Raw genomic sequence first — 19,781 nt, 5'->3', positions numbered from 1 at the left:
ATGCGCCTCGGGTCGCTTATCGAGGGGCTGGATGTGAAGCTCGACACCGAAGCGCCTCTAGATGCTTCGGTGTCGGGCTTCGCGATCGATAACCGGAAAGTCGCGCCTGGCACCGTTTTCGGGGCTTTCCAGGGCCTGCGCGTGAATGGTGAGGATTTCATTCCTGAAGCCGTGCGGGCGGGCGCTGTCGCTGTCGTGGCGCGACCGGAAGTAAAGGTAGACGGGGCGATTCACATCGCCCATGACAATCCCCGTCGCCTCTTCGCCTTGCTGGCCGCCAGATATTTCGCGCCCTTTCCTGATGTCACCGTTGCGGTCACCGGCACCAACGGCAAGACCTCCACGGTGGAGCTTGCACGGCAGCTGTGGCGCATGTTGGGGCATCATTCCGCCTCAATCGGCACGTTGGGGGTTACGACTTCGGTCGATCAGGTCTCAACCGGCCTTACCACGCCGGACATCGTGACCTTCCTGTCCAACATGTCGGGCCTGAAGCGGGAAGGCATCACCCATGCCGCGTTCGAGGCGTCCAGCCATGGCCTCGCCCAATATCGGACCGAAGGACTGCCGGTCTCGGCGGCCGCTTTCACCAATTTGTCGCGTGACCATCTCGACTATCATAGCGACATGGGCAGCTATTTCGATGCCAAGATGCGGCTGTTCGACGAAGTCGTCGCGCCCGACGGCGCTGCCGTGGTCTGGGCTGATGACGAATGGTCGGACAAGGTTATGCAGCGAGCTACGAAGCGGGGGCTTCGTGTGCTGAGCGTCGGGGTGCAGGGGCAAGCATTGCGTCTTGCCAACCGCACCCCGACCCAGTTGGGCCAGACGCTGGAGGTCGAAGCCGCAAACCAGTCCTACCAGGTCAATTTGCCGCTCATCGGCGCGTATCAGGCAGCAAATGCGCTGACCGCTGCAGGCCTCGTCATTGCAGGTGGCGAGGATGTGGCAAAGGTTCTTGAGTTGTTGAGCCGCGTCCAGCCCGTACGCGGCCGTCTGGAGCGCGCGGTCATCACAAAGGCCGGTGCGCCGGTCTATGTCGATTATGCTCACACGCCTGATGGGCTTCGGGCCGCAATTGAGGCGCTGCGACCCCATACGCGCGGCCGCCTGATCGCTCTTTTTGGCGCGGGTGGAGACCGTGACGCGGGTAAGCGCCCGCAGATGGGCAAAGTCGCGGCCGACATGGCCGATCATGTGATCGTCACCGACGACAATCCACGCTCTGAGGATCCCTCCGCGATCCGCGCAGCCATCATGGCGGGCGCTCCGGGCGCGGAAGAAATTGGCGGCCGCCGCGCTGCGATCGCTGCCGCCATTGCGCAGGCTGGTGCGGATGATATCGTGCTGCTGGCGGGCAAGGGGCATGAACAGGGCCAGATCATCGGCGACCGGGTGCTGCCGTTCGACGATGTAACCGTTGCCCGGGAGTGCGCTGGTTGAGCGAGCTTTGGACCTCCGACGAAATCGCGCAGGCCACAGGGGGCGTCGCATCGGCGCCCTTCGCCGTTTCGGGTGTGGCCTTCGACAGCCGTGAAGTCACCGGCGGCGACCTGTTCATCGCGATGAAGGGTGAGAGGACGGATGGCCATCATTTCGTCGAAAAGGCGTTCGGCCAAGGTGCGGCAGGAGCCATCGTCAGCGAACCGATAGCCCAGCCCCACATTCTGGTTCGGGATAGCGCGGCCGCGCTGGAGGCGCTGGGCCGTGCATCGCGGGCGCGGATGCAAGGTAAGGTGGTTGGCGTCACTGGATCGGTCGGCAAGACGGGCACCAAGGAAGCGCTTTTTCAGGCGCTTGATCGCGTCTGTCCCGGCGAAGTTCATCGTTCAGTCAAAAGCTACAACAATCATGTGGGCGTGCCGCTAAGCCTCTCGCGGATGCCCCGCGATGCGGCCTTCGGTGTCTTTGAAATGGGCATGAATCATGCTGGCGAGCTGGCCCAGCTCACACAGCAGGTTCGCCCCCATGTCGCGATCGTCACCGCCATCGCGCCTGCGCACATCGAGTTCTTCGGCACTGAGGAGAAGATAGCGGAGGCTAAGGCTGAGATATTCGAAGGGTTGGAGCCGGACGGCACTGCGATCATCCCCTACGACAGTCCCCATGTGGCCACGCTTTACGCCAAGGCGGAGCAGCACGCCGCACGCATCCTGACCTTCGGCTTTGATGAAGAGGCTGACGTCCGCGCGCGCGACATGGTCCCTGCCGCGAATGGCGGCACGCTGGTTACCGCGACCCTGCCGAGTGCAGAGCTTTGCTTCACCGTGGGGGCGCCAGGTGAACATTGGGTGTCAAACGCGCTTGCCGTACTGGCAGCGGTGGAGGCGCTGGGCGGCGATTTGGCGGCTGCGGGTCTCGCTCTTGCCGAGATGCCCGGTCTGCCGGGCCGGGGCGAACGCAAGACCTTGTCCATCGCGGGCGGCGAAGCGCTGCTGATCGACGAGAGCTACAATGCCAATCCGCTCAGCATGGCGGCAACGCTCAAGCAATTGGGCAAGGAACATGCAAGCCGCCGCATCGCGGTGCTGGGCGGCATGCGTGAACTTGGCGATCGCAGCCGGGAACTGCACGCAGGGCTCGCCGAGCCGCTAGCGGCAGGGCAGGTGGACTACGCCATTCTGGTGGGCGACGAGATGAAACCGTTGGCCGACGCGCTGGGCGGCATGCTTGCTTTTGATCACGTGGCAGACGCAGCTGCGGCCACCACTCTCATACAGACTGAAATGCGCGCGGGCGACGCAATCCTGGTGAAAGGGTCGAACGGCATCGGCCTGTCGCGCCTGGTCGCCGCGCTTGGGGAACATAAGAACTGATGCTCTACTGGCTCGCCCAGACCATGGACTTTGCGGGGGTGTTCAACCTCATCCGCTATTTGAGCTTCCGCGCTGGCGCGACGATCGCCACCGCCTTCATCATTGGTCTGGTCCTCGGCCCCCGTTTCATCGGTTGGCTGCGCGTCCGCCAGGGCAAGGGTCAGCCTATCCGCGACGATGGTCCGCAGACCCATCTCGCCAAGCGCGGTACGCCGACGATGGGCGGCTTGATGATCCTGACGTCGATGATCTCGTCCGTCCTTCTGTGGATGGATCTGTCGTCCATCTATGTATGGGCTTGCCTGTTCGTGACCTTGGGCTTTGGCGCGATCGGCTTCCTCGACGATTATGACAAGGTGACGAAGGCCAGCCACAAGGGGCTTTCGGGCAAGATGCGCCTTTTCTTCGAATTCCTGATCGCCGGAATCGCGGCTTGGCTGATCGTGCACCAGCACGGCAATACCGCCCTTTACCTCCCTTTCTACAATGGCCCGGCGATTGAGCTTGGTCCCTTCTATTTCCTCTTCGCCGCTTTCGTGATTGTGGCGTTCGGGAACGCGGTCAACCTCACCGACGGGCTTGATGGGCTCGCCACTATGCCGGTTATCATCGCGTGCATGGCTTTCATGGCGATCGTCTATCTGGTCGGCCGCGCTGACTACGCGTCCTATCTGGGCATTCCGCATGTTCCGGGAGCCGGCAATCTCACCATCCTGTGCGGCGCGATCATCGGCGCAGGTCTTGCTTTCCTTTGGTTCAACGCGCCGCCTGCCGCCGTATTCATGGGCGATACGGGCAGCCTGGCGCTGGGCGGCACGATCGGCGTGATCGCGGTAACTGCTCATCATGAAATCGTCCTCGGCGTCGTCGGCGGGCTTTTCGTTGTCGAGGCGATGAGCGTCATCATCCAGGTCTTCTTCTACAAGCGGACCGGCAAGCGTGTGTTCCGCATGGCTCCGATCCACCATCATTTCGAACAACTGGGCTGGGCCGAGCCCACCGTTGTGATCCGGTTCTGGATCATCTCCTTCGTGCTGGCGCTGGCTGGCCTCGCTACGCTGAAGCTGCGGTGAGCGGGATGGGTCTCACTTCATCTGTTTTTGCGGGTAAGCGTTATGCCGTTCTGGGCCTTGCCCGATCGGGCCTGGCCACGGTCGAGGCGCTGGTCGCTAGCGGCGCCACTGTCGTGGCGTGGGATAACCGTGAAGAAGCCCGCGCTCTTGTCGCGGACAAGGCTGAACTGGCGAATCCCCTCGACATCGACCTTAGCGGCTTCGACGGGGTGGTCGTCTCTCCCGGCGTGCCGCTCAACAAACATCCGATAGCCATGCATGCTAAGCTGGCGGGCGTGCCCGTCATTGGCGATATAGAATTGTTCGCGCTGGCCCGCCCGACGCTGCCCGCGCATCGCGTGGTCGGCATCACCGGCACGAACGGGAAATCGACTACCACAGCGCTCGTCCACCATATCATCGAGGCAGCTGGCATCCCGACGCGTATGGGCGGGAATATCGGCCTGCCTATTCTGGGGCAGGCCCCTCTTCCGAACGGGGGCGTCTATGTCCTTGAGTTGTCGAGCTACCAGATCGATCTGACACAGAGTCTCGACTGCGACGTCGCGGTTCTGCTCAACATCACGCCCGATCACCTCGACCGCTATAATGGCTTTGAAGGCTATGTCGCGTCCAAGGCCCGGCTCTTTGCGATGCAGTCGCCCGGCCATGTGGCGGTGATCGCGGTCGAGGACGATCCCAGTCGCTCCATCGCCGCCCAGCCCGGTGCGCGTCGGCTAGAGGTGCGCTCCACGGACATCAATCCAGCCGCTCAGGCAGGCTGGCCCTCGTTGCAAGGACCGCACAACGCGCAGAATGCGGCCGTCGCCATCGCCGTCGCGCGTGCGTTGGGCATCGACGAAGCCACAATCGAGGCTGCCCTGCGGAGCTATGCCAGCCTACCCCATCGTATGCAGCGGGTGCGGGAGCTGAACGGGGTCCTTTATGTCAACGACAGCAAGGCGACGAATCCCGCTTCGACTGCGCCTGCGCTTGCCGCTTATCCACCGGTTGAGGGCCGTCCGCGTCTCCATTGGATCGTCGGCGGCCTCGCGAAGACGGATAATCTCGACGAATGTGCGCCGTGGTTCGGCAATGTCGCCGCCGCTTACACGATCGGTGAAGCGGGTCATATGTTCGCCGACCTGCTGCGAGAGCATATGGCGGTGGATGACAGCGAAATGCTATCGGCCGCAGTCCGCCGGGCCGCGCGGGTGGCGCAGCCGGGGGACGTTGTGCTGCTTTCGCCAGCCTGCGCCAGTTTCGACCAATTCCGGGATTTCGAGGCGCGAGGCGATGCCTTCGTCGCGGCCGTCACGGCGCTGGAAGAAGGGGGCGTTGAAGGCTAAGGCGGGTTACGGGGCGAAAAGGGGCGAGCAGAATGTTCAGGGCAGGTGAACTGGTGAAGGGGTTCAAGAACCGCACCGTTCCGCGCGAGCGTACGGCTCTGGCCATCTGGTTCTGGGAGATCGACCGCGTCCTCCTCTCCCTGATCGTCACCCTGATGGCGATCGGCCTCGTCGCCGTGGCCGCCGCATCGCCGGTCGCCGCGATTGATCGTTCTACAAGCGCCGTGTCGGTAACGCCGCTTATCTATTTCTACCGCCAACTGATGTGGGTGTTCATCGGCCTGCCGATCATGCTGATCATTTCGATGCTACCCCGCCAGCAGGCTCGCCGTCTGGCGCTGTTTCTTTCAGCCTTTTTCATCGTTATGCTGCTCTGTGTGCCGATCCTGGGGTCGACCGTGAATGGCGCACGGCGCTGGATCGACCTGCCTGGCTTCCGTTTTCAGCCCTCTGAGTTCCTAAAGCCGGTATATGTGGTGTCCATGGCTTGGCTCTTGTCCCTCCGTGGCAAGGACATGTCGCTGCCGGTCATACCGCTGACGGGCGTGCTGACGCTGTTGATCGCGGCGATACTCATGAAGCAGCCGGATTTCGGCCAGACCGTGATCTTCCTCGCCTGCTGGGGATGCCTGTTGCTGCTGTCGGGCGTGTCGATGCGATTTATCGGCGCAATGGCAGGCTTGGCGCTGGCCGGGTTGGTGGTCATGTACATGTTTTACGAAAATGGCCGCCAGCGCATCAATGACTTCCTTGGCATCGGCGTGGCGCAGGATACCGGCCCGGACCAGACGGAACTGGCCTTCCGTACGATTACCCATGGCGGTTTTACCGGCGTGGGTCCGGGCGGCGGCCAGAACAAGTTCCGGCTGCCCGAAGCGCATACCGACTATATCTTTTCCGTGATCGGCGAAGAGTTCGGTCTTCTCGCTTGCATCGCCATCGCCTGCGTTTATCTGGCTGTGGTGGTGCGGGTCCTGCTTCGCATGCTGGATGAGGATGACAATTTCACCATTCTGGCCGCAGCGGGCCTCACTACTCAGTTCGGCCTTCAGGCGATCATCAACATGGGCGTCAATGCTCAGATATTTCCGTCAAAGGGCATGACGCTGCCCTTTATCAGCTATGGCGGCTCCTCTATGCTGGCGCTTTGTATCGGCGTCGGCCTGCTGCTCGCGTTTACGCGGCGCAACCCCTTCATGGGTCGGCACACGGTCGTCAAATGGAGTGGTCGATGAGCATTTCCCGTCACTTCGTCCTCGCCGCTGGCGGGACGGGTGGTCATATGATTCCGGCGCATGCCGTGGCCGAGGAACTGATGGCCCGCGGTCATCACGTCGCGTTGGTGACGGATGAGCGGGGCGCCAAGATCCCTGGCATCTTCGATCGCGCGCAGGTTCATGTGCTTCCGGCCGGCCGGATGACCAAGAACCCGAGGAGCTGGCCGGGCGCCCTGAAGGCAATCCTCGCGGGCCGCGCGATGGCCCGCCGCCTGAACGAGACTTTCCGCCCGACGGCAGTTGTCGGATTTGGCGGCTATCCTGCCATGCCGGCCCTGCTTGGTGCGCTGGCCGACGGCATTCCGACCGCCATTCATGAGCAGAATGCGGTCCTGGGCCGGGTAAATCGTCTGCTGGCTCGCCGCGTCGATGCCATCGCGACAGCCTATCCGCGGGTGGAGCGCCTGCGCGATAAATATGCGGCAAAGGTTCACCTCGTTGGCAATCCTGTCCGGGAGGAAGTGAAGGCGCTTCGCGACGAAGAGTTTCCTGCGCTGACGGACGAAAGCGTTTTCCGCGTGCTGGTGATCGGCGGCAGTCAGGGCGCCAGCATCCTCTCGTCGGTTGTTCCAGATGGCCTGGGCATGCTGCCTCTCAGCCTGCGTCGCCGTCTGCAGGTGACGCAGCAATGCCGGGCGGAAGATATTGAACGCGTCCGCCGCTTCTACGCTGATCTCGAAATCCCGGCCGACCTAGCCACTTATTTCAATGATGTGCCCGAAAAGCTGAGCTGGTCGCATCTTGTCATCGCACGCGCGGGCGCTTCGACCCTGGCGGAACTCACATGTGCGGGGCGCCCGGCAATCCTGGTTCCATTGCCGAGCGCAATGGATGATCATCAGACCGCGAATGCCCGCGAGATGACCGAGGCGGGTGGTGCGCGAACCATCCCGCAGTCCCGTTTCACCGCAGTTGAACTGGCCAAGCAGATGCAGAAGATGGCGCTGGAGCCGGGCGCGCTTCAAAACGCTGCCAAGCGCGCTCGCGCCTGCGGCCGCCCCAATGCCGCGCGCGACATGGCCGACTTGCTCGAAAGCATTGGACCAGCCCCCATCATGAACGACCCCCTGCGTGTCGGTCCGGTGCCGACTAGCCTGAATCTGCAGGGCGTCCCTGCGTGAGCGTGATCCCCCTTCGTCACCCTAGGGGAAGCTGGGATTTTGGGCCTTCTTGGTCCGTCGCTTCTGTAGAGGGGAGAGATTCCAGCTTCCGCTGGAATGACGGTATTTTTCTGGAGATTATCGCATGAAGGGTGTCGGCACCGACATCGGCACGATCCATTTCATCGGCATTGGCGGCATCGGCATGTCCGGTATCGCCGAGGTGATGCACAATCTGGGTTATAAGGTTCAAGGGTCCGACGTCGCTGAAGGCTATGTCGTGGAAGGTCTCCGCAAGAAGGGCATCCTGGTGATGATCGGCCACAAAGCCGAGAATCTCGGTGATGCCGCTGTGGTCGTGACGTCCACCGCCATCAAGAAAGGCAACCCGGAAGTCGATCTGGCACTGGAAAAGCGCATACCCGTCATCCGCCGCGCGGAAATGCTGGCTGAGCTGATGCGCCTGAAGTCCACCGTTGCTGTAGCCGGTACGCATGGCAAGACCACCACCACCTCCATGGTCGCGGCGCTGTTGGACGCGGGCGGGGTGGACCCGACCGTTATCAATGGCGGCATCATCAACAGCTATGGCTCCAACGCCCGCCTCGGCAAGAGCGACTGGATGGTGGTCGAAGCCGATGAGAGCGACGGCAGTTTCTTGCGCCTCGACGGCACGCTGGCTGTCGTCACCAATATCGATCCTGAACATCTCGACCATTATGGCAGCTTCGAGAAGGTGAAGGACGCCTTTGTCGAATTCGTCGAGAATGTGCCCTTCTATGGCGCGGCGATGCTCTGCCTCGATCATCCGGAGGTGCAGGCCATCCTGCCGCGTGTGCAGGACCGGCGCATCGTCACCTATGGCTTCTCTGCTCAGGCCGACATTCGCGGTGAAAATGTTCAGCCGATCCCCGGCGGCAATCGCTTCGATGTGCAGATCCGCGAGCGAGACGGTTCGCTTCGTCGAATTGAAGGCATCGAAATGCCGATGCCCGGCCGCCACAATGTGCTGAACGCCATGGCTGCGATTGGCGTGGCGCTGCAGATGGGGATCGACGATGCCACGATCCAGACCGGCTTTGCGAAGTTCGGCGGCGTCAAGCGCCGTTTCACCAAGGTCGGCGAAATCCCGGCGGGTCAGGGCGTCGCCACCGTGATCGACGATTATGGCCACCACCCGGTCGAGATCAAGGCGGTACTCGCCGCAGCGCGCGAAGGCGCGAAGGGCCGTGTGATCGCCGTGGTCCAGCCTCACCGCTTCACCCGCTTGCGCGATCTGATGGATGAGTTCCAGCAGGCATTCAACGACGCCGACATCGTTTATGCGGCCCCGGTCTATCCGGCAGGCGAGCAGCCGATCGAGGGTGTGGACAGCGCCGAACTGGTGGCGGGTCTCAAGCGGCGCGGTCATCGCTCCGCTGCCACAGTGGATGGGGCTGAAGATTTGGCCCGCGCCATCGCTGTGGATATTCAGCCAGACGACATGATCATCTGCCTCGGGGCCGGAGACATCACGAAATGGGCTGCTGGTCTCGCCGCCGCCGTCGCCGCCAAGGAAGCCGCCTGATGCGGCCGTCCCACATCTCTCCTCGGGGGTCCCGCAGTTGACGACAACAGTAGCGCCCCTTCCTTCGGTTCGCGGGTCGCTCAAGGCTGATGCTCCGCTCGCTCCTCTCGTCTGGTTCAAGGCTGGAGGAGCCGCGCAATGGCTGTTCGAGCCCAAGGATGTCGAGGACCTGTCCGATTTCCTCGCGCGGCTCGATCCTGCAATCCCAGTGATGGCTCTCGGATTGGGCTCCAACCTCATTGTTCGGGATGGCGGCGTGACAGGGGTTGTTGTGCGCTTGGGCAAGCCCTTCGCCAAGGTTGAGCAGATCGATGCCACCACTTTGCGCTGCGGGGGAGGGGCCTCGGGCATCCTCGTATCATCGACTGCGCGTGATGCGGGTATTGCGGGTCTCGAATTTCTGCGCTCCATCCCCGGCACAGTGGGTGGCTTCGTCCGCATGAACGGCGGAGCCTATGGCCGTGAAACCTGCGACATTCTTGTCGAGTGTGATGTTGTGCTGCGCTCGGGTGAGCGTGTGACCCTGCCGCTGGACGCGCTCGGTTATACCTATCGCCACAGCACGCTGCCCCAAGGTGCGGTGGTGGTAAGCGCCGTTTTTCGCGGAAAACCTGGTCAGCCCGAAGCGGTGCAGGCGGAGATGGACCGCATCGCCGCAGCGCGCGAAGAAAGTCAGCCGCTCCGCAGCAAGACGGGGGGGTCGACCTTCAAAAATCCGGCCGGGCACAAGGCTTGGCAGTTGGTGGACGAAGCCGGTTGCCGCGGCTTGCAACTAGGCGGTGCGCAGGTTTCGGAAAAGCACACCAATTTCCTCCTCAACTTGGGCGATGCGACCAGCGCGGATATCGAAGCGCTCGGCGAAGAGGTCCGACGCCGGGTAAAAGAAAAGAGCGGCGTTGACTTGGAATGGGAAATCCAGCGCGTGGGAGTGAAGAAGTGACTGGTTTGCTTATCCTCCCGCCGTTCGCCCTGAGCCTGTCGAAGGGCTCTTCTTTCTCCAAAAGTGAAGGAGCGGGCTTCGACGAGCTCAGCCCGAACGGACGTATTTCGGAGTTTAACGCATGACTCGAGGCCCCTGGCATGTTGCCGTCCTGATGGGAGGCTGGTCCGCCGAGCGGCCTGTTTCGCTTTCATCGGGCGAAGGCGTCGCCAAGGCGCTGGAATCGCGCGGGCACAAGGTCACGCGGATCGACATGGATCGCAATGTCGCTGCTCGTCTCGCGCAAGCAGGCGCTGACGTCGTCTTCAACGCGCTCCATGGCGTCCCGGGAGAGGACGGCACGGTGCAAGGCATGATGGACCTGATGGGTCTTACCTACACCCATTCTGGCCTCGCGACGTCGGTCATCGCGATCGACAAACAACTGACCAAACAGGCGCTGGTGCCCCATGGCATCCCCATGCCCGGCGGCCATATCGTCCGCAGTGATAGCCTGTTTGAAGCTGATCCGCTCCCACGCCCCTATGTCGTTAAGCCGGTCAATGAAGGCAGCTCGGTAGGTGTCGCCATCGTGACGCCGGACGGTAATTACGGCTCCCCGATCGGCCGCGATGTTGAAGGTCCGTGGCAGCATTTCGACGAGTTGCTCGCCGAGCCCTATATTCGCGGCCGCGAGCTCACCACCGCGGTGCTGGGCGATGAGGCGCTTCTGGTGACGGAACTGCGTCCCAAGAGCGGCTTCTATGATTTTGACGCCAAATATACCGATGGCATGACCGAGCATGTCTGCCCGGCGGAGATACCCAACGAGATCAGCGAAGCGTGCAAGGCGCTTGCGCTTCGCGCTCACCAGCTGCTGGGCTGCAAGGGAGCATCGCGTTCCGACTTCCGCTGGGACGACAGCCAGGGAGTGGAAGGGCTTTATCTGCTTGAGGTGAATACCCAGCCGGGCATGACGCCCTTGAGCCTGGTTCCTGAGCAGGCGGCAAAGCTGGGCATTGACTATGCCGAACTGGTCGAGCGTATTGTCGAAGACGCGCTGAAGCAAAAGCGGAGCGCAAAGGGGGCAGGCAATGGGTGAAGCACGCATCCGGCGCGGTGGGACGGCGCGACTGACGCGCACGTCCGGACCGCGCGGCCGCAACGGTCCTGGTAGGGGTAAGCCGGGCAAGCGCCGTTCCTGGCTCGGCCGCCTTGTCCATAATTTGCCCGTCAGTGAGGAAACGCTGCAGCGGATGGCGAGCTGGGCGATCGTTGGGATCGTCGTTGCTGCCATTGTCGGGATCGCTGTCCTGCTGGGCGTACCCGCCATGGCGGAGCAGAAGGCAGCGGAAGTCGCCGCGAGCGCTGGATTTGAAGTGCAGAAGGTCGAAGTGCGCGGCGTTGAGCGCATGGATGAGCTGCCGGTCTATAATATCGCGCTTGGACAGGTTGATCGCTCCATGCTGTCCCTCGACCTGCCCAAGGTCCGGAGCGAGATGTTGAAGCTGGGCTGGGTCAAGGACGCGCGCATCTCACGCCGCCTGCCTGACACGCTGGTCGTCGATATCGTTGAACGCGATCCTGTCGCGGTGTGGCAGCATGACGGCCAATTGCACCTTATCGATGTACAGGGAGTCGTGCTCCAGTCCGTCGCCACCGATGACATGCCCGATCTGCCGCTGGTGGTGGGGCCTGACGCCAATCGCCAGACTGCGGGCTTGAACAAGCTGATGGAAAACGCGCCTGCGCTGAAGCCGATGCTGGCGGGGGCGACCTGGGTCGGGAACCGCCGTTGGGATCTGCGCTTTCAATCGGGTGAAACACTTTCGCTGCCGGAGGGAGATCGGGCTTCTGCTGCTGCGCTGGTCAACTTCGCCCGCATGGACGGCGTCAATCGCCTGCTCGGGCGGGGCATTGTGAAGTTCGACATGCGCGACCCGGACCGGTTCGTCCTTCGCCTCCCCCAGGACCAAGCCGGCGCCGAGAAAGCCGCGACCAAGGCTGAAGCCCCGGCGACCGGCGAGGAAGGCTGACCATCATGGCGCAACCCAAGGTCGATAAGCTCGTCACCGCGATCGATATAGGATCGTGGAAGGTGTCCGCATTGATTGCGGGTCGCACCGAAACGGGTGAGCTGGCGATCCTGGGCACGGGGCAGCGTGAGAGCCGGGGCGTGCGTCGCGGCTTCATCGCTGACATGGAACGAACCGAACTCGCCGTCCGCGAGACCGTGGAGCAGGCGGAGCGTGTCGCCGGCACCAATATCGAAGATGTGTGGGTCAGCTTTTCGGGCGGCAGCCTGGTCAGTGACGTTGTCACCGTGGAGCGCGACATGGGCGGCTACCGCGTGGAGCAGGCCGACATAGATGATCTGCTCGCTACGGGGCAGCAGGGCATCGATCCCGATGGCCGAGTGGTGCTCCATGCGCAGCCCACTTGCTTTACGATCAATGGAAAGGTGCCGGTCAAAAAGCCGCTTGGCATGCACGCGGACCTTTTGGGCGTCGATATCCATGTTGTGTTGGCGGACGGCGCGCCTCTCGCCAATCTCGACCTGTGCGTCCGAGGGGCCTATCTCAACGTCAACTCCATCGTCGCGTCGCCGATCGCCACCGGCCTTGCCTGCCTGTCGGAAGAGGAGAGGGACCTGGGCGTCGCCTTGGTCGAGCTTGGGGCGGGCGTTACCAATGTCTCGCTCTATGCGGGTGGCATGCTTGTAGGATTGCACAGCATTCCGATCGGCGCCTCGGACATCACCGATGATATCGCATCAGCCTTTGGTATTCGCCGCAGCCAGGCGGAGCGGATAAAATGCTTTTATGGTTCGGCTATGCAGAATCGCCGGGACTTCCGTGACATGATCGAGATAGCGCCGCCGCACGGCGATGTGGCCGTGCCGGGTCAAAGCGCGGGCCCCAATGCGGATGGAGGCAAGATCACGCGGGCTGCCTTGGTCGCCGTGATCTGCGAGCGGCTCAATCAGCTGATGACAGAGATCAACGCCGCGCTTGCAGGCATGGGGTTCAATACGCCGACGGGTAGGCAGGTCGTTCTGACCGGCGGCGGGGCGGAATTGAAGGGCATCGCCGATTATGCACAGGGCGCGTTGGGCCGTGCCGTCCGCATCGGCAGGCCGCGCGGATTGGCTGCGCTGCCGGAGGCGCATAGCGGTCCTGCCTTTGCGACATTGGCTGGTCTTGCGCTTTATGGCGCATCGAACCCGGTTGATCTTAGAACGATAGCGCCCGCTCCTCAGACCGTTCATCGTATCAATGCACCTCAATGGTGGCAGCGGATGGTGCGAGCGATGAAGACGAACTATTGAATAAATCGAAAGCTGAACGAAATTTGCTGGTGAAATACACCATTTTCTGTTGCATTAACCTTCGATGACAGTTTCGCTCATGTCGCCGAAGCTGGAGGGAGCTAGAATTTATGAGCATTGAGATCAGCCCGCCGCATGTGGACGAGTTGAAGCCTCGCATCGCGGTGATCGGCGTAGGCGGCGCGGGCGGCAACGCCATCGCGAACATGATCGCCGCGTCGGTTGAGGGCGTGGATTTCATCGTCGCCAACACCGACGCGCAGGCCTTGAACGCCTCGCCTGCAGAACGCCGCATCCAACTGGGCCCGCAGATCACTGAAGGTCTGGGCGCCGGATCGCGTCCGGAAATCGGCAAGGCGGCCGCCGAGGAAACCATCGTTTCGGTCGAGGAAGCGCTGAACGGCGCGCACATGTGCTTCATCGCGGCCGGCATGGGCGGCGGCACTGGTACTGGCGCGGCTCCCGTCATCGCCAAGGCTGCCCGTGACAAGGGCATCCTGACGGTCGGCGTCGTGACCAAGCCCTTCACCTTCGAAGGCAACCGCCGCATGAAGTCCGCCGAGGCGGGCATCGAAGAGCTGCAGAAGCATGTCGATACCCTCATCGTCATCCCGAACCAGAATCTGTTCCTCATCGCCAATCCCAACACCACCTTCAAGGAAGCCTTCCAGATGGCTGACGAGGTGTTGCAGCAGGGCGTTCGCGGCATCACTGACCTGATGGTCATGCCCGGCCTCATCAACCTCGACTTCGCCGACGTTCGTTCGGTGATGGGTGAGATGGGTAAGGCTATGATGGGCACCGGCGAAGCCGAGGGCGATGGTCGTGCGCTGCAGGCTGCTGAAAAGGCGATCGCCAACCCGCTTTTGGACGGCGTGTCGATGCGTGGCGCCAAGGGCGTAATCGTATCCATCGTCGGCGGCGATGACATGCGCCTTATGGAAGTCGATGAAGCGGCGAACCACATTCGCGAGCTGGTCGATCCCGATGCGAACATCATCTGGGGTTCGGCCTTCAACGACGGTCTCAATGGCAAAATCCGCGTGTCGGTCGTCGCGACAGGCATCGACAGCGAAGCGACCGCCGGGGCTGCGCCTTTGACCCAGCCGTTCAGCTTCGCCAGCCGTCCGGCTGTGGCGGTGCCCGCTGCGGCAGCTTCGCGTCAGGCACCTCCGCCCGCACCTGCGCCGGTTGCAGCGCCTGAGCCGGAGCCCGAGACGCTGGAACTGGACGTTCCCGCTGCGCCCGAGCCTGCGCCGATCGCTGCGCCCGTTGAAGAGAAAGCCGCAGCACTCAAGCCCGCTCCCGCAGCATCTGCGCGTCCGGCCGCGGTCTTCTCGGATGAAGACCTTTCGCAGGACGAGTTGCTGCTCGGCGCTGACGCGGCCGAACCGCAGCCGGCGCCCGCGCCTCAAGCAGCGCCGCGCGTCGCAACCGGCGGCACGTTGTTTGAGCGGATGGCAGGTCTGACCCGTGGCGTGGACAAGAATGCAGCGGCCAGCGACGATGCCGGTTCCACTCCCGACATCCCGCGCTTCCTGAATCGCCAAAGCAACCAGTAAGGCCGCGGCGAATTTGATTTATAGCGTTGAAGCGCGCCATCGGTCGCATAGGGCGATCGGGCGCGCTTTTTCTTGCGGTAAATTTCCCATTCACGCATTCATCCGCTAAAGGACTTGTGTGAAACGCTCAGCTTTATGGATCCTTGGCGGCCTGTTTCTCGCAGGAGCCGCGCAGTCCCAGCCCGCCCAAATCCAGTCTGTCCGGCCGTCCGGCGCTGAAAATCTCAGCCGCAATTTATCGCGTCTTGCGTCCAACCCTCGCGACGTTGATGCGCTGATTGGCGCTGGTGAAGCCGCGATCGATATGGATGACATTCGCGCGGCAGCGGGCTTTTTCGGGCGTGCCGATGCGATCCAACCCAATAATGGCCGGGTGAAGGTCGGCCTCGCCCGCGTCATGCTTAAGTCCCAAAATCCAGCGGAGGCACTGCGGCTGTTCGATCAGGCGACGCGCCTCGGCGTTGGCGACGCGACGCTGCTTGCGGATCGCGGTCTCGCCCGTGACATGACCGGTGACCAGGCGGGTGCCCAGCGCGATTACCAGGCTGCGCTCAAACGCGCACCGGACGATTCTGAGCTTCTCTACCGCTATGCCGCCTCATTGGGCATATCGGGGCAGCTAGAAGCGGCTGAAAAGGTTTTGCAGCCTCTGCTCTATAAAAGCGACCGGGCAGCCTGGCGTTATCGCGCTTTCATTCTTGCGATGAACAACAAGCAGGCCGATGCCCGCAAGATCGCCAATCAGACCATGCCGGCCCAGCTTGCTGCTGCATTGGCGCCCTATATGGAGAAGATGCCTTATCTGACACCCGCTCAGAAGGCGGCGGCCGTGCATTTCGGCCATTTCCCGATGAGCGTTGGCACATCGATGGCCGCGGCTTCGCCAAGACCGGCTGTGCCCGTTGCCGCTGCTCCTGCCCAGCCCGCCCATCAGCCGCCCGTTAGCGCAAACACGCGCGTTCAGCCGGTACAGCCTGATCGGTCAGCTCCAGCCGCTCGCGCGCCTGTTCCGTCGCCCTTGTCGCCTGTGCGTACCGCAGTTCCCTCACCGGCGCCGTCCTCGCTCACCCCATCATCGCCCGCGCCACGTTCGGCTGAGGTGCAGGGGCCGCCTGCGCCCGCCACGCCTTCGACCACGAGTCCATCGACCCCGCCAGCGACCGCCGCGAGCCAACTGAACGCCATCAGCCTGGCTCAGGCTTCAGCACCTGTGGCCCAACAAGCTGCGCCCTCTGCTCGTCCGCAGCCGAACCCCGAAGCAACTCGGACATTGGCAGAAATCATTCGAGCCATTGATGTGCCCGAGACAGAGCGCCAATCCGCCGTGGCGGCCGTTGATTTGTCGGAGGTCGAGGCGATCCAGGCGGCCCGTAGAGCTGAGCGACAGGCTGCGGCAGAAAAGGCCAAGAAGACAGCGGCAGCAGCGAAGGCAAAGGCCGACGCTGCCGCCAAGGCCAAGGCGGAAGCAGATGCCAAGGCGAAGAAGGCAGCCGAAGAAAAAGCGCGGCTCGCCGCCAACCCTTCGCGTAGCTGGGTTCAGATCGGAACCGGCGCTGACCGCGGCGCCCTGGCGTTCACGCTCAAGAGCTTGCGCCGCAAATATGACGATGTCGCCCCCCAGGATAGCTGGGTGGCAAGCTGGGGCCGCACGAATCGGCTGCTGATCGGGCCCTTCGCCAGCTTCGCCCGCGCGAAAGCGGTGGAATCCAAGCTCAAGTCCGCTGGTGCTGATGCTTTTGCCTGGCAAAGCGACGCTGGAGAGGTGGTCGAGCGGATAGGAGGCAAGTAAGGGCGTCCCATGACGACCCTCGCACCTTATGCCTCGCATCCGGATAACAGCCGTGGCCGCCTCCATCCCGAGCCGGGGGGAGAGATGCGCGGCCCTCGTGATATTTTCCAGCGCGACCGCGACCGCATCATCCATTCCATCGCCTTCCGGCGGCTGCGGCACAAGACGCAGGTCTTCGTATCCCCGGATGGCGATCACTTCCGCGTTCGCCTGACGCACAGCCTGGAAGTCGCGCAGATCGGCCGCACCACGGCCCGCACTCTTGGCCTCAATGAAGATTTGACGGAGGCGCTCTGCCTCGCTCACGACATTGGCCATCCGCCCTTCGGCCATGCAGGGGAGGACGCGCTTGAGGCGGCGCTCGATGATCATGGCGGTTTCGATCATAACGCCCACACGCTGCGTACGCTGATGCTGCTTGAATCGCCTTATCCTTGCTTTCCTGGTCTCAATCTCAGCTGGGAAATGCTGGAGGGTCTCGCCAAGCATAATGGCCCGATCGATCGTCCAGGGTGGGCGATGCAGGAGGTGGATGCGCTCTTTCCGCTGGAGCTTGGTAGCCATGCCTCTCTTGAGGCCCAACTTGCTGCGATCGCCGATGACATCGCCTATGATAATCACGACATCGACGATGGTCTGCGCGCGGGTCTTTTGACGCTTGAGCAGTTGCTTACGGTCCCTCTCGTCAAACGGTGCTGGGATCGAGTCCGCGCCCGTTATCCTGACATTCCCCAAGAACGGCTGTTGCGCGAACTGGTCCGCGAACAGATCGGTGTAATGGCCAATGATCTGATCGCATCGACGCGGCGCAACATCGCCGAAGCGCGAATTGCCACCCCCGAAGATGTGCGTGCCGCTGGGCGCGCACTCGTCTGCTTTTCTCCCGAGCTTGCCGCGCAGGAGCGTGACCTCAAACGCTTCATGTATGCGGCGCTCTATCATCATCCTTCGCAACTTGCGGCTGCGGATCGGGCCCGCATCATCGTGCGGGATCTCTTCCGCGCCTATCAGCAGCGACCGGACCTGATGCCTTCGGAGTGGCAGGATGACTGTCTGCTCGAGGAACCTCGACGCAGCCGCCACATCGGCGACTTCATCGCCGGTATGACCGATCGCTATGCTGAAAAGCGTCATGCCGAGATTTTCGGGGAAGTGGTGCTGCCCTGAGGCGGCCATTGCGCTCTGGCAGCGCCCCGCCTAGCTTCCTGAACATGAAGCTTCATCCGCAGATCGCCGCGCTTGCAGCGCAGATGGAAGACTTGGCCGCCTTGCTGCGCCGTTTCGGTGATCGCCGGTGGTCGGGCAGGGTGGAGCTTTGCGCTCATTTGATCGCGGACTCCAATTTCACCGGCGTCGAACATTTTCTCCGGCTCTTTGAGGGGGACGACAGCCTGGACGATGTCAGATTGGGCGACGCCGCCGCAAATGCGCGCCTCGGCGACTTGCGCAAAGCTACCCGCACGCTGGCCGAACGGCTCGCAAGGGAAGAGGATGCAGCCGATTGAGCAATTGACGGCGCGGCTCATTTCCCGCAATGCGAAGGGGTCGCTGGCGCCCGGCAGATTCGGGCTCCGGACATGATGCGGGAGAGCATGGGAAGCCTTTCAGGCCGCCCCGTCGCCGAAGGAGCAACCGCCCCGGAATCTCTCAGGCCAAAGGACCGCATCATGGGCAGGCACTCTGGAAAGCGGACGGTTTGAACGCCGTCCCACCGAAGGGGTAAGCCATTCGGCCGCTTGGCTGATGGTCAAAGCTCTCAGGTTCCGTGACAGAGGGGGTGGCATACGTGACGGGTCCGATTCCGGACTGCGGCGTTTGTCGCCAGTAACTCGCACGGAAAGGCCGTCTCCTCATGTCCGGCAATGACGACATCACTCACATCGAAGAAGAATTGCCGCTGCAGGATCTGCCGCTAGATGGCTGGCACCGTGCCAAGGGCGCACGAATGGTCGGCTTCGCGGGCTATCACATGCCGATCCAATATGAAGGCATCATGGCCGAACATAGCTGGACCCGTGAGCATGCCGGGCTGTTCGACGTCAGCCATATGGGCCAGCTGCTTTTTTCGGGTGACGGCGTGGACGATGCGCTGGAGCATCTGCTGCCAAGCGATATCAAGGGCCTGAAGCCTTTTCGTCAGCGTTATTCCATGCTGCTCGACGAAGAAGGCGGCATCCTCGATGACTTGATGGTCTCTCGCCTTGGTGGCGACGCTTTCGACGGCGCGGATATCTACATGGTCGTCAATGGCGCTACCAAATATGACGATATGGGCTGGATGATTGAGCATCTGCCTGACGAGGTCGTCATGAACCATATGGATGATCAGGCGCTGCTTGCTCTCCAGGGGCCACAGGCGGGCGAGGCGCTCGCCAGCCTCATCCCGGAAACCGCAGACTTGCTCTTCATGCAGTCCGGGCTGTTCACTTGGCGTGGGGTCGATCTTTGGATCAGCCGCTCAGGCTACACCGGAGAGGATGGCTTTGAGATCAGCGTTCCTGCCGCGGATGTCGCTTTGCTGGCAGACGCCCTGTGCGAACTGCCTCAGGTAAAGCCGATCGGCCTAGGCGCGCGCGATTCGCTGCGCCTTGAGGCGGGCCTGCCGCTCTACGGCCACGACCTGACGCCTGCGGTCAGCACGATCGGTGCGGATCTGGGCTTTGCCATCCAGAAGCGCCGCCGCGAAGAGGGCGGCTTCATCGGCCATTCCCGCGTAATGAAGGAATTGGCCGATGGGCCCGGTTCGAAGCGCGTTGGCCTGAAGATCGAAGGCCGCCTCCCGGCGCGAGAAGGTGCGCCCATTTATGCGGGCAGCGCTCAGGTGGGTGAAGTGACCTCCGGCGGCTTTGCGCCGACCGTTGGCGCGCCCATCGCCATGGGCTGGGTCAGTCTGCCCCATAGTGCGCTCGATACCGCGCTGGAGATTGAAGTGCGCGGCAAGCGCATCGCCGCCACCGTCGCGCCGATGCCGTTCGTTCCGCACCGTTACCGCCGCAAGGCCTGAATTCCTTCCGAGGGGAGA

16 protein-coding genes and 1 riboswitch are annotated in these 19,781 nt (G+C 62.6%); all 16 genes read left to right on the top strand.

Translation table 11 applies throughout. The features are described 5' to 3' along the window. Complete coding sequence (locus tag ACZ5Y5_RS08225; RefSeq protein ID WP_464808164.1) at positions 1-1,443, top strand: UDP-N-acetylmuramoyl-L-alanyl-D-glutamate--2,6-diaminopimelate ligase; 1,443 nt, start codon at positions 1-3, stop codon at positions 1,441-1,443. Continuing rightward, positions 1,440-2,816, top strand: coding sequence for a UDP-N-acetylmuramoyl-tripeptide--D-alanyl-D-alanine ligase (locus ACZ5Y5_RS08220; protein WP_464808163.1), 1,377 nt, complete (start codon positions 1,440-1,442; stop codon positions 2,814-2,816). Before ACZ5Y5_RS08225 ends, ACZ5Y5_RS08220 begins: the two co-directional genes overlap by 4 nt. After that, a complete protein-coding gene (gene mraY / locus ACZ5Y5_RS08215; protein ID WP_464808162.1) occupies positions 2,816-3,889 on the top strand; it encodes a phospho-N-acetylmuramoyl-pentapeptide-transferase in 1,074 nt (357 codons plus the stop codon). The genes ACZ5Y5_RS08220 and mraY overlap by 1 nt, the downstream gene beginning before the upstream one ends. Positions 3,890-3,894: 5 nt before the next feature. Next, on the top strand, positions 3,895-5,217 hold the full coding sequence (murD, locus tag ACZ5Y5_RS08210; RefSeq protein ID WP_464808161.1) for a UDP-N-acetylmuramoyl-L-alanine--D-glutamate ligase: 1,323 nt from the start codon (positions 3,895-3,897) through the stop codon (positions 5,215-5,217). A gap of 32 nt (positions 5,218-5,249) precedes the next feature. Next, positions 5,250-6,452, top strand: a complete 1,203-nt coding sequence (locus tag ACZ5Y5_RS08205; protein ID WP_464808160.1) for an FtsW/RodA/SpoVE family cell cycle protein — start codon at positions 5,250-5,252, stop codon at positions 6,450-6,452. Further along, a complete protein-coding gene (murG, locus tag ACZ5Y5_RS08200) occupies positions 6,449-7,615 on the top strand; it encodes an undecaprenyldiphospho-muramoylpentapeptide beta-N-acetylglucosaminyltransferase (RefSeq protein WP_464808159.1) in 1,167 nt (388 codons plus the stop codon). The genes ACZ5Y5_RS08205 and murG overlap by 4 nt, the downstream gene beginning before the upstream one ends. Before the next feature lie 124 nt (positions 7,616-7,739). Further along, positions 7,740-9,161: a UDP-N-acetylmuramate--L-alanine ligase gene (murC, locus tag ACZ5Y5_RS08195; RefSeq protein ID WP_464808158.1), complete on the top strand. Its 1,422-nt coding sequence runs from the start codon at positions 7,740-7,742 to the stop codon at positions 9,159-9,161. Between the two features lie 37 nt (positions 9,162-9,198). Further along, positions 9,199-10,101: a UDP-N-acetylmuramate dehydrogenase gene (gene murB, locus ACZ5Y5_RS08190; protein WP_464808157.1), complete on the top strand. Its 903-nt coding sequence runs from the start codon at positions 9,199-9,201 to the stop codon at positions 10,099-10,101. A 121-nt stretch (positions 10,102-10,222) separates the two neighbouring features. Then, positions 10,223-11,182, top strand: coding sequence for a D-alanine--D-alanine ligase (locus ACZ5Y5_RS08185; RefSeq protein WP_464808156.1), 960 nt, complete (start codon positions 10,223-10,225; stop codon positions 11,180-11,182). Further along, positions 11,175-12,116 (top strand): cell division protein FtsQ/DivIB, encoded by a 942-nt coding sequence (locus tag ACZ5Y5_RS08180; RefSeq protein ID WP_464808155.1) that lies wholly within the window; start codon positions 11,175-11,177, stop codon positions 12,114-12,116. The genes ACZ5Y5_RS08185 and ACZ5Y5_RS08180 overlap by 8 nt, the downstream gene beginning before the upstream one ends. A 5-nt stretch (positions 12,117-12,121) precedes the next feature. Then, positions 12,122-13,408, top strand: coding sequence for a cell division protein FtsA (gene ftsA, locus ACZ5Y5_RS08175; protein ID WP_464808154.1), 1,287 nt, complete (start codon positions 12,122-12,124; stop codon positions 13,406-13,408). A 110-nt stretch (positions 13,409-13,518) separates the two neighbouring features. Next, positions 13,519-14,970 (top strand): cell division protein FtsZ, encoded by a 1,452-nt coding sequence (ftsZ, locus tag ACZ5Y5_RS08170; protein ID WP_464808153.1) that lies wholly within the window; start codon positions 13,519-13,521, stop codon positions 14,968-14,970. A gap of 118 nt (positions 14,971-15,088) precedes the next feature. Next, positions 15,089-16,759 (top strand): SPOR domain-containing protein, encoded by a 1,671-nt coding sequence (locus ACZ5Y5_RS08165; RefSeq protein ID WP_464808152.1) that lies wholly within the window; start codon positions 15,089-15,091, stop codon positions 16,757-16,759. A gap of 9 nt (positions 16,760-16,768) precedes the next feature. Continuing rightward, a complete protein-coding gene (locus tag ACZ5Y5_RS08160; protein WP_464808151.1) occupies positions 16,769-17,926 on the top strand; it encodes a deoxyguanosinetriphosphate triphosphohydrolase in 1,158 nt (385 codons plus the stop codon). A gap of 44 nt (positions 17,927-17,970) precedes the next feature. Beyond that, entirely contained in the window at positions 17,971-18,264 is a 294-nt protein-coding gene (locus ACZ5Y5_RS08155; RefSeq protein WP_464808150.1) for a hypothetical protein, read from the top strand. A gap of 68 nt (positions 18,265-18,332) precedes the next feature. Continuing rightward, positions 18,333-18,432, top strand: a riboswitch (glycine riboswitch). A 179-nt stretch (positions 18,433-18,611) separates the two neighbouring features. After that, on the top strand, positions 18,612-19,763 hold the full coding sequence (gene gcvT / locus ACZ5Y5_RS08150) for a glycine cleavage system aminomethyltransferase GcvT (RefSeq protein WP_464808149.1): 1,152 nt from the start codon (positions 18,612-18,614) through the stop codon (positions 19,761-19,763). Positions 19,764-19,781 lie beyond the last annotated feature (18 nt).

The organism is Sphingobium sp. TomTYG65 (assembly GCF_055395525.1).
This window is presented reverse-complemented; position numbering and strand designations above follow the sequence as displayed.